The organism is Rothia sp. 11254D007BW (assembly GCF_053548195.1).
In genome coordinates, this window is the sequence record NZ_JBPWPK010000001.1 from 226,227 (window position 1) to 237,274 (window position 11,048).

Genomic DNA, 11,048 nt, shown 5'->3' on the forward strand with positions numbered 1-11,048 from the left:
AATCATGACTGAACAGAAGCCAGCAGAAACCTTTCTCAGCCCCGAAGATATTGCAAAAGCCCTGGGCCGCCCCCTACCTACAGCGGAGCAGTCTGCCATTATCAGTTCCCCGCTGGTACCCCGCCTGGTCGTAGCGGGAGCAGGGTCAGGTAAGACCGCCACCATGGTGGACCGAGTGGTGTGGCTGGTTGCAAACGGGCTTGTGCGCGCCGACCAGGTACTGGGGGTCACCTTCACCCGCAAGGCCGCCGGTGAACTGCGGGAGCGTATGCGCTCCCGCCTTGAAGAGCTCCGCCGCCAGGGGCTCGTGCGAGAAAACCCTGATCAGGGCGCGGACGGAGTCACGAGTGACCCTACCATCTCCACCTACCACTCCTACGCTAATACGCTGGTGCAGCAGTACGGGCTTCGCATCGGCGTAGAAGACGATGCCCAAATGCTGGGCGGCGCTCAAACCTGGCAGCTGGTTGCCCAAATCGTGGAGCACTATGAGGGTAAGCTACCTGAAAAAGACGTCGCTAAATCAACCATGGTGGAAGCCATCATCAAACTCTCGTCCGAGTGCGCTGAACACCTGGTGAGCCCCGATGCTGTTATCGACTGGTGCACAGAAACTCTGAAACAGGTAGAGCACCTGGGTAAGCCCACGGTCAAGGGGGCTACCACCGAACAGCGGGCCCTGGTCCAGGGGCTACAGCTGCGTATTTTTTACGCTGAGCTGGTCAAACGCTATTCATCCATCAAAGAACAGATGCAGGTGATGGACTACGGCGACCTCATCGCCAAGGCTGCCCACATCGCGAAGACCGTACCTCAGGCCGCGCAGACAGAACGGGAACGCTTTAGGGTGGTGCTCCTGGACGAATTCCAAGATACCTCCCATGCCCAGATGCAGCTCTTCTCCGATCTGTTCGGGGCAAAAGCAGATGCCCCTGCCCACCCCGTAATGGCGGTGGGCGACCCCAAGCAGTCTATCTACGGCTTCCGCGGAGCTTCAGACGGTCAGCTCTTTAGCTTCTACGACTACTTCCCGGCAGAAGACCGTACCGCCAGCTACCTCACTGTGGCCTGGCGAAATGACACTTCTATCTTGGCAGCTGCCAATCGGGTAGCTGAGCCCCTGAGCGTAAGCCCCGACTGGGTTCAGCGCACCCACACCATCGAGGTGCCGCCCCTGGTCGCGCGCCCCAACCCCACTGCGGGGCGGGTGCTGGTAGGGGAGTACCTCACAGACCTGCAAGAAGCCCGTGCCCTTGGCCAGATGATTGCCGAGCAACGCTCTAGCTTTGTTGGCCGCCCGCTCTCAGACATGCCGACCATGGCCGTCCTCTGCAAAAAGCGAGCCATGATGGAACCCCTGCAAGAAGCCTTCGACGAGCTGGGCGTCCCCTACCAGGTAGTAGGTCTGGGCGGCTTGCTCGATACCCCCGAAATCGTAGATCTGGTGGCGGTGCTCCGAGTGCTGAGCGACCCCGGCCGTTCAGATGCGCTCATGCGCATACTGGCTGGCGCCCGCTGGCGGCTCGGCTTATCTGACCTGCTAGCCTTTGGCGAGTGGGCAGAAGCCCTCAAACGCCAGCGAGAACTTGAAATCAGGTTTGGCATTACAGCCCAGGCCGCTGCCCTGCGCACCGAACAGGAAATCCTCGATGAGGTTGAGGGCCTGAGCGAAGCTGCTGAACGCGGCGCTACCAGCGCGAGGGACCTGAAGGACGCTGGTGAGCAGGTGCCCGCGTCCGCTGAAGACTACCGGCGCCTGCTCCAGGCTGCCGCCCCCGATGTCACCGATGGAGCCTCCCTGATTGAGGCACTCGAAAACCTGCCGCAGGAGGGCTGGGTCTCAGCCCGCAGCGGCCGGCCCATCAGCGCCGAAGGCTTGAAACGACTTCAGGCTGTATCGAGAGAATTGACCTACCTGCGCCAGTTCACCTCCGATGACCTCACCACCCTCATCAGCGAAATCGAGCGCACCCTCCTGCTCGATATCGAGCTAGCTGCCCGCCCGGGGGCATACGCAACATCGGCTCGCAGGCACCTTGACGCCTTCTACGATGTGGCCGCTACCTACGAGTCCACAGCTCCCCGCGTGAACGCCCTGCTCTTGGCCGCTGCTAACGGCCAGCCCCTGGAAGAGGGGGAGGACGGCGTCCGTTTTGCCCTCAGCGCCACCGGCGCCTCGGCATCGGGGATTAGCGGCTTCTTAGCCTGGCTCGATGCGGCAGCCCAGCAGGAAGCCGGGCTCGAAATGGCAGCAGAGGCCCCCCGCCACGACGCGGTGCAGATTCTTACCGTGCACGCTTCAAAGGGGCTGGAGTGGGACCAAGTGTATATTCCGGGCATGGCTGCCGGAGACTTCCCCGATGCTAAGGACGAACGCTGGACCAAGCAAGGGGACACCCTGCCCTGGCCCCTGCGCGGGGACGCCGCCTACCTACCCGGCTGGCGGTCAGACTTTGATCATTTGCAGGATCTCGGTGATTTCATGGCCCAGCTCTCGGAGCAGGCGGTAGAACACCGCACCCTGGAAGAGCGCCGTCTAGCCTACGTGGGGTACACCCGTGCCCGATCCCTGCTCGTTCTGACGACCTCGGCCTGGAAGGGAACCACGGCTAAGCCCCGCCTCATGTCTGATTTCGTCGCCGAGTTGCTCGATGCCCCGGTTGAGTTAGCTGAAATTCTGAGCGAGCTTGACCCTGAGCAGATAGGCACCGTCAACCCCCAGTCAGCCACGATTACCACCGCCCTCTGGCCCTTCGACCCCTTCGACGGGCCCCATCAGATGACCTGGACCTCCCTTCAGGAACTCGAAGCAGCAGGCCCTGCACCCAGCCCAAATGAGAGCAAGCAGGGCAACCTAACAGGGCTCAGCCCCCGCCAGGTAGTCGAGCGTGCGGCCCAGAACGTGCTGCGCGGCGGGCTTGAGGCAGATGCGCTCGCTGAAGCTCTCGCTGCCCTCCCCGACCCCACCCCGGAGCAGGCCCAAGAGGCACAAGATGCTATCGAAGACTGGCAGGAAGAAACCGACCTGCTCCTGAGCCTGCTGGCTGCACCCGCGGAAAACAGCTCCTTCGAGCTACCCGGCCATCTGTCAGCCTCCCTGCTCGTCAATCTAGTCAAAGACCCGCAGGCCGTCATCGACAACATGCGACGCCCCATGCCCCAAAAGCCGGGTATCGCGGCCCGCCAGGGAACCATTTTCCACAGCTGGGTTGAAGACCACTTTGGCGCCAGCGGCATGCTCGATATGGACGAAGAGTTCGATGACGACAGCACCGAGGAAGAGCTCAATATTCCGGCCCTGCGAGAGAACTTCCTCGCCAGCGACTGGGCAAGCCGTGAGCCCTGGGCCCTGGAATACCCGCTGGAAACACCGCTTGCTGGAGTAACGGTACGCGGCCGCATCGACGCTATCTTTACCCGGACGGACGGCGACGGCTCGACCGTCTGGCAGCTGGTGGACTGGAAGACGGGGCAGCCGCCGCGCACCAAGAAGGAGCTCAAAGAACGGTCGGTGCAGCTCTCCCTCTACCGCCTGGGCTTTGCCCGCCTACAGGGGGTACCCGAAGAAAACGTAGAGGCCCATTTCTTCTACGCTTCTACCGGAAAAAGCATTGAAGTGACCAACTTCTCCACCCGGGCAGAGCTAGAGAAAGCCCTGGAACGGGCCGGTCAGTTAGCCGGCTAGGGCTCCAACAGCTCGCAGCTCAGCTTCGAGGTGGTCGAGCATAGAAACAGCCTCTGAAATCATGACCCGGTCTTCTAGCTCCACCCCGCGGATCAGCCACTGGGCCAGACCGAACTCCGCATAGAGGTTAGCTCGAGCTTCGAGGTTCCGGTCGGGCTCCTGGGGCATCTCTTCACGGTAGGCCGCAAAGACCCTCTCCCTAAAGAGGGGGTCTTCGCAGGCGTACAGCCAGGCGAAGTCAGCAGCGGGATCACCGACGCAGACCTCTGACCAGCCGGTGATCTCAACGATTTTCTTCTGATCAAGCACCAGGTTGTCTTCGTTGAGGTCCCCATGAATGACGCGGGGGCGGAAGTCCCACATTACTGAATCGTTGAGCTGCTCTTCCCAGCGGGTGAGCAGTCCGGAGGGTACCTTGCCGGTAGCTACAGCTAGGTCAAGCTCGGCAAGGCGGCGCTCGCGGACCTGCTGGCCGGTGTAGACCGGTAGGTCGGCGTCCTCAACGATGGTGGTGGGGAAAACGTGAATGGTAGCGATGTGGCGGGCAATGTCGTCCGCAATATTGGGCTGGCCCTCGCGGGTTCGGTGGGAGAGGTCCGCTAAATCGTCGATATCGTAGTGGGACCCGGGGTTATGGGTGTAGATGAAGGCCTGCCGACCGTCGAGGGGAACGGTACCCACGATGGTGGGTACGAGGAAGGGCAGGCGGGCTCGGAGCCCCGGCGTAAAGGACTGGAGAATGACGTGTTCCGCTTCGAGGCGCACGCTCGCTTCGGGGTGCTTGGGGGCACGGACGCGCCAGCGCTTGTCGGCTGAGTCAATGATGATGGCTGAGTCGAAGTCGAGGGCGTCGTCGGCTGAGGGGAGGGCGGCTACGGGGTAGAGCCCGGGAACCCCAGCTGATACGATGGCGGCAAGTTGAAGCGGTGTTGAAGTCACACTTTTAAGGGTACAAGAGAAGTTGGAACGAACCCGATATGAATGCTGAAAATATGACTAATCTGTCGGCATCTAGTTCGCAGGACGATACGGACGCCGCACCCGGCGACGGCGGGCAGGGCTGGTTTTCGCCCCTGGGGCGGTTACCGCTGACCACTGACCGGGTGCGAACCAGCGGTGCAGTGCGGGAGCGTCCGGGATTCTTCGCTCACCTGGGGCAGGCCTTGACGGACAGGCAAGACACCACAGATAGAACACCCAGCGACCTTTACCCCTGGCTCCTTAGCCCCGCCCTGCTGGCAGTTGACCGGGGCAAGGTGCTGGTTCACGCAACAGATCAGGGGCTAGAACCGCTGGACCTAGCGCAGGTTTTTGATCTGCATACTGAAGCTGTACTCGACTACACGTCCCGCGACCGTCACCAGCACCCAACCCTCATCTTCGCGGGAAGCCGGGTAGCGGCGTCCGTACCTACACAGAAGGGCGAGACAACAGAACAACCCGTGGTAGTAATCCTGGCTGACTTCGCCCGCTTCTTAGACCTGGGAGAATCGCCCCTGAACCTCCAGGGCTTTGAAAACCAGGAGCAAACCCTAGCTGAGGTGGTAGCTGCCCGCTCGGGCGGCGAGTGGGTGAGCATACGCGACTACGCTGCCTATGCTTATGAGGGGCAGGGGGAAGCCTTCGCCTGGGGTGAGGTGCTGGCGGCTGCGGCGTCCTTGAGTGCCTGGCATGCATCCTCTGGGTTTGATGCGCGGACGGGCTCCCCCACCTTCACTACCCGCGGCGGCTGGGTGCGGATCACCGAAGAGGGTAGAGAGCTCTTCCCCCGCACAGACCCCGCCGTTATTACAGCCGTTACCGCTGAGTTTGGGGGAGAGAGCAAGATTCTGCTGGGGCAGGCGCGGGCCTGGGGGAAAGGGCGCTTTTCTACCTTTGCCGGGTTCGTTGAGGGCGGCGAAGCCCTCGAAACCGCTGTCCTGCGCGAGGTCTACGAGGAATGTGGTGGGCTGGTTACTTCACTGAAGTATCTGGGGTCGCAACCCTGGCCCTTCCCCAGGTCGCTGATGTGCGGCTATCTCGCTGAAATCTCCAACCCCAACCATGTTGAAGCGGACGGAGCTGAAATTGAGGAAATTCGTTGGTTTAGCCGAGCCGAACTACTTGAAGCCCACCGCTCAGGTACCGTGCAACTTCCCGGGCCCAGCTCTATTTCCCGCCGGCTGATAGAGTTCTGGCTGGGGCAGCCGCTGGGGCACCCCCAGTAGCCTGCTGGGCGGTAGACTAGATAGCTGGCGTGGCCGCTACCGGCCACAAGGACTGCGAGGGTAGGGGAGAAGCACCATGATTCACGATAAGCTCAGGGCCCAGCCCATTACCCTGTCTGCCCCCAACCCCGAGACTATCCTTGAGGGGCTTGACCCCGAACAGCGTCGGGTGGCTACCGAACTTGCCGGGCCCATGTGCGTGATGGCAGGTGCCGGTACCGGCAAGACCCGTGCCATCACCCACCGCATCGCCTACGGTATCGCCATCGGCCGCTACAATCCGAGGGCCGTCCTGGCTCTCACCTTCACCATCCGGGCAGCCGAAGAGATGAAAGTGCGCCTGCGCCAGCTGGGTGCCGCCGGGGTTGTAGCCCGTACCTTCCACTCAGCCGCTCTCGCCCAGCTACGCTATTTCTGGCCCCAGGCCATCGGCGGGGCGCTACCCGAGATTATCAAGAATAAGTCCCAGTTCATCATCGAATCAGCTCGCCGCCTAGGGCTGGCTACCGACCGGGCCATCGTGCGCGACCTCGCCAGTGAAATCGAGTGGGCTAAGGTCTCTATGCTCACGGCCGACTCCCTCATGCCCCACCTGGCCCACCGGGAGCTGCCGGCAGATATCAGCCCCATCGACATGGTGCGCCTGCTGCGCACCTACGAGGAGCTTAAGGACGAGCGCAACGTCATCGACTTTGAAGATATCCTGCTGCTGACCGTCGCCATCATCGAGGAAAACCCCGATATCGCCGCCCAGATTCACCAGCAGTACCGCCACTTCGTGGTGGACGAATACCAGGACGTCTCCCCCCTGCAGCAACGCCTACTGGATGCCTGGTTGGGGCGCCGCGATGACCTGTGCGTGGTGGGCGATGCTTCCCAGACCATCTACTCTTTCGCCGGTGCAACCAGCCGCCACCTGCTCGAATTCCGCACCCGTTTCGAGGGCGCCACCGTGGTCAAGCTGGTGCGTGACTACCGTTCCACCCCGCAGGTGGTCGACCTGGCCAACCGCCTGCTAGCTGCCCGCCGTCAGATGCCCGACTCCACCCGCTACTCCTGGGCCCCGCCCCTGCAGCTGGTCTCCCAGCGAGAGCCCGGGGCTAAACCCGAGTGGTTTGAGTACGCCGATGACGAGCAAGAAGCAATCGGTATCGCTGAAGACATCAAGGACCTCATCGACAAAGAGGGCGTCCCGGCAGCCGATATCGCCGTGCTCTACCGCACCAACTCCCAGTCAGCTGCCCTGGAACAGGCCCTCACCGACGCCGGAATCAACTATCAGCTGCGCGGCGCAGAACAGTTCTTTGACCGCCCCGAAGTCCGAGCCGCTATCAGCATGCTCCAGGGCGCAGCCAAGGGCGCTGAAGCCACCGACAGCGTCACCCAGCTCGTGAGAGATAACCTCAAAAACCTGGGCTGGTCAGCCAAAGCCCCCCAGCGTTCCGGCCAGGAACGAGCCCGCTGGGAGTCCCTTGAAACCCTGGTGTCCCTTGCCGACCGCCTCGCCGACGAGCGCAGGCAAGCGCGGGAGCGGGCGTCCGCTAACGGCGCCACCGACCTGCCCCCCGAATTCACCCTCTACGAGCTGGTCGCGGTGCTTATCCAGCGCTCCCAGCACCGCGATGCTCCCTCCCTCAACGGCGTCACCCTCGCCTCCCTTCATGCAGCCAAGGGCTTGGAGTGGGAGGCAGTCTTCCTGTGCGGCCTCAACGAGGGCCTTATGCCCATCTCCTTCGCCCAAACCAGCGACGAGGTAGACGAAGAGCGCCGTCTCTTCTACGTCGGAATTACCCGAGCCCGCTCCTACCTGACCTTGAGCTGGTCGCGCTCGCGAACCCCCGGCGGGCGGGCCGGGCGCAAGCGCTCCCGCTTTATCAACGACATCGCTCCCAAGGGGGTCTAGTGGCTACCTCGCGTGAGATTCTGCCCGCGACGGCGTCCCGCCCTGAGATTGAGGTGGTGCGCTCTACCCGCCGCACCCGCACGGTACAGCTAGCGCCGCATAAGGACGGACGCCTGCGCCTGATGGTCCCCGCCACCTCCACCGACAGGGAGATCGAGGACTACCTGCGCCGCATGCTACCTAAGGTAGAGGCCCGCCGGGCCCGTAAGGACGCCGGTGCCCAGCGGGGTGCCCTCGATGAGTTTTTGCGGGAGCGAGCTGACTACCTGCGAGCCACCTACCTGCCGGAAGCCCCAGAACCGCTCTCAATCCGGTGGGTCACCAACCAGAAGCAGCGCTGGGCCTCAGCGACCCCCGCTGAGCGCACGATTCGCATCTCGCATACACTTCAGGGCGCACCGGAGTACGCCCTGGATTCAGTGATTTTTCACGAGCTCTGCCACTTTCTAGAGCCCAACCATTCACCGGCTTTTAGGGCCCTTGAAGCCCGCTACCCCCACCTTGAGAAAGCGCGGGGCTTTTTGGAAGGGGTTACTTTTGGGCAGCGGGCGCAGCAGGCAGGACGGGCCTAGAGAAGACTCTTCTCTAGACCCCGTGCCTCTTTATTCTTTGTCTTCGGACCCTTCAGCGGGCTCGTCATAGCCGCCAGCCAGAAGCTTTTCGAGGGCCGCATCGAACTCGTCCTCGCTGGCGTTGAGCAGGGCCCGGCGGGAGGTGAAGCCTGCGGGGTCATCCAGATCCTCGCCGGTGGGCAGGGTCTCGGGGCCCTCCCAGAGCTGATCGCGGGCCTCAAAGCCGTGGTTTTCTTCGTAGTGACGCCAGAAGGCAAGGGCCTCGCGCATCTTGCGGGGGCGCAGCTCAAGACCAACGAGCTGGGCAAAAGCGTGCTCTGCGGGGCCGCCGGTGGCGCGACGGCGGGCCATGGTCTCAGCCAGCTGCGGGGCCATGGGCAGGTTTTTGGTGGCCTGCTCGGTGACGAGGCTGACCCAGCCTTCAATCAGGGCCAGCAGGGTTTCGAGACGGTCAAGGGCCAGCTGCTGGTCTTCGGTGAGCTGGGGCTTGAACATGTCGCCGGCGAAGGCGTCCATCATGGCCTCGGGGTTTGAGGGGTCGAAGTCGATGTCGTTAGCGGCTGCCTGCATACGCTCAATATCAACGTGAATACCGCGGGAGAAGCGCTTGATAAGGTCAATGATGTCCTCACGCAGCCAGGGGTTGGTCTTGTGCAGGCGAATCAGGGCAGCTTCGCGCACGGCAAGGTAGAGCATGACCTCTTGGGCCGGGATTTCTAGGCCTTCGCCGAAGGCTGCAACACCGGCCGGTAGCAGGGCTGAGCGCCCCTGGGCCAGCGGGATGCCAATATCGGTGGACGAAACGACCTCTTCGGCCAGTTTGCCGATAGCCTGCCCCATCTGCATACCGAACATCATGCCGCCAAGACCGGCAAAGAGATTGCCGCCGCCGAGCATGCCGGCCATTTCTTCGGGCATCTGCTGCTGGATAGAGGAGGTCATGGCTGATGAGACTTCTTCGGCAACGGGGCCAGCGATGTCCTTCCAGGTGGCAAAGGAGTTCTCAACCCACTCTGCTTTGGCCCAGGCCTCAACACCGAAGGCAGGACGCTCGAAGATGGTTACGGGGTCCAGCCAGAGATCTGCTAGGGCAGCAGCGTCACGGACTGCGCCTGTCTGGGATGAAGTCACCGAGGGGTCTTCACCCATGGCCAGTACCTGGCGGGCATGCTGCTTGGCCATATCCCAGTTGACGGGTTCGTCGCTAGACTGGGCACTCATCATCGAATTGACCTGGGCGAAGATACCCGAGAGCATGGCCGGGTCGAGGGGGATACCCATGTTTTTGAGGGCATCGGCGTCGAAGCCCGCGGCCCCGTTCATGGCTGACGGATCAAACCCCTGCTCCTGTAGCTTCTTGAGGAACTCTTCAAGGGGGTCACGGCCAGCTGAGTCGTAGGGGTTGTTGGTCACGTTCTGCCTCGTTTCAATAGGGGGCTGCGGCGCCCGCCGCTACTGTTTCTCACTAGCCTACCGACCTCGTCGCGTACCCCGGGATGCTTTTAGCCCTGAGCCAAGTGGGAATTTGCTGGGGAGTGGGCTGGGCTGGGCGATTTTGCTAGTAGGCTAGTCCTATGGTTTTTTCGAAGAGGGACAAAGCAGCTACCCGCCCCCGTGAACGTCGGGCTGATTTGCGCACGGTGAGCGCGGTGGGGGCCCTGGGCCTGTCGATGTTTTCGCTGGTGATTCCGGTTGATTTCGTGACCGAATCACCCGGCCCTACCTTCAACACCATTGGTGAGTTCGATAGTAAGCCCCTGATTGAGATTGAGGGCGCCCAGACCTACCCGGTAAGCGGCAACCTCGATATGACCACGGTATCGGTTGCAGGCGGCCCCAACACTTCTCTCTTTGCGATTGAGGCGCTGGCAACCTGGTTGGAAGATTCTACAGCGGTGCTGCCCAGCGACCTCATCTACGATCCCTCAGTAACCAGCGAGCAGGTCACCGCGCAGAACACTGCCGATATGACCAACTCCCAGGAGGTAGCTCAGGCGGCTGCCCTCACCCAGCTGGGTATCGACTACACCGAAATTTTAACGGTGTCAGGTGCCGTTGAGGGTGGCCCCAGCCAGGGCATACTCCAGGAGGGCGACGTGATTACCGCTCTCAACGGCGAGCCACTGGCAAGCTACACCGACCTGACCGAGCGGGTGAACGCGTCCGCCGGGCAGCCCGTCACCCTTACCCTGACTCGCGACGGTAGCGAGCAGGACGTTTCCGTCACCCCCTCCTACAATGAGCAGGGGCAGCGCTACGTGCTGGGCCTCTACATCGCCCGCTCTTTTGAGTTCCCCATGACCGTCAACTACGGCCTCGAAGAAGTGGGCGGCCCGTCGGCCGGCATGATGTTTGCCCTGGGCATTATCGATGAGCTGACAGAAGGTGAGATGACCGGCGGTATTCACTTTGCCGGAACCGGCACCATCGACGCGGACGGCACCGTGGGCAGCATCGGGGGCATTGAACAAAAGATGCGGGGAGCTGCGGACGCCGGTGCTACGGTTTTCTTGGCCCCGGCAGATAACTGCGATGAAGTGGTCGGTAACGTGCCCCGTCGTCTGAACGTCATCAAGGTATCAACTTTGGATGAGGCGGTAGACGCGGTGACCCGCATCGGCCAGGGCGAAGACCCCGCAACCTTCCCCACCTGTTCCTAAGGGGCGGGGCTGGTCACCCCA

7 protein-coding genes are annotated in these 11,048 nt (G+C 62.3%); 5 read left to right on the plus strand and 2 right to left on the minus strand.

The genetic code is table 11. The features are described 5' to 3' along the window. The first annotated feature begins 4 nt into the window (after positions 1 to 4). Positions 5 to 3,685, plus strand: coding sequence for an ATP-dependent helicase (locus ACEE43_RS01030; RefSeq protein ID WP_449108089.1), 3,681 nt, complete (start codon positions 5 to 7; stop codon positions 3,683 to 3,685). On the opposite strand, the gene ACEE43_RS01035 is transcribed toward ACEE43_RS01030, so the two are convergent. Further along, the gene (locus ACEE43_RS01035) at positions 3,674 to 4,624 is read right to left on the minus strand and encodes a phosphotransferase (protein WP_237194435.1); all 951 of its coding nucleotides are present in this window, start codon (positions 4,622 to 4,624) and stop codon (positions 3,674 to 3,676) included. The two genes, ACEE43_RS01030 and ACEE43_RS01035, sit on opposite strands and share 12 nt — an antisense overlap. A gap of 53 nt (positions 4,625 to 4,677) precedes the next feature. Here ACEE43_RS01035 and nudC point away from each other — a divergent pair, with 53 nt between their 5' ends. The 3 genes from nudC (at position 4,678) to ACEE43_RS01050 (ending at position 8,367) form a co-directional block, all read left to right on the plus strand. Next, positions 4,678 to 5,892, plus strand: coding sequence for an NAD(+) diphosphatase (gene nudC / locus ACEE43_RS01040; protein ID WP_449108088.1), 1,215 nt, complete (start codon positions 4,678 to 4,680; stop codon positions 5,890 to 5,892). Between the two features lie 76 nt (positions 5,893 to 5,968). After that, a complete protein-coding gene (locus ACEE43_RS01045) occupies positions 5,969 to 7,795 on the plus strand; it encodes an ATP-dependent helicase (RefSeq protein ID WP_449108087.1) in 1,827 nt (608 codons plus the stop codon). Further along, the gene (locus ACEE43_RS01050; RefSeq protein WP_449108086.1) at positions 7,795 to 8,367 is read left to right on the plus strand and encodes a M48 metallopeptidase family protein; all 573 of its coding nucleotides are present in this window, start codon (positions 7,795 to 7,797) and stop codon (positions 8,365 to 8,367) included. Before ACEE43_RS01045 ends, ACEE43_RS01050 begins: the two co-directional genes overlap by 1 nt. Positions 8,368 to 8,397: 30 nt before the next feature. Here ACEE43_RS01050 and ACEE43_RS01055 read toward each other — a convergent pair whose 3' ends face one another. Then, complete coding sequence (locus ACEE43_RS01055; RefSeq protein WP_449108085.1) at positions 8,398 to 9,780, minus strand: zinc-dependent metalloprotease; 1,383 nt, start codon at positions 9,778 to 9,780, stop codon at positions 8,398 to 8,400. Positions 9,781 to 9,941: 161 nt separating this feature from the next. Here ACEE43_RS01055 and ACEE43_RS01060 point away from each other — a divergent pair, with 161 nt between their 5' ends. Next, positions 9,942 to 11,027 carry a YlbL family protein gene (locus tag ACEE43_RS01060; RefSeq protein WP_449108084.1) on the plus strand — a complete coding sequence of 362 codons (1,086 nt, stop codon included), beginning with the start codon at positions 9,942 to 9,944 and terminating at the stop codon, positions 11,025 to 11,027. Positions 11,028 to 11,048 lie beyond the last annotated feature (21 nt).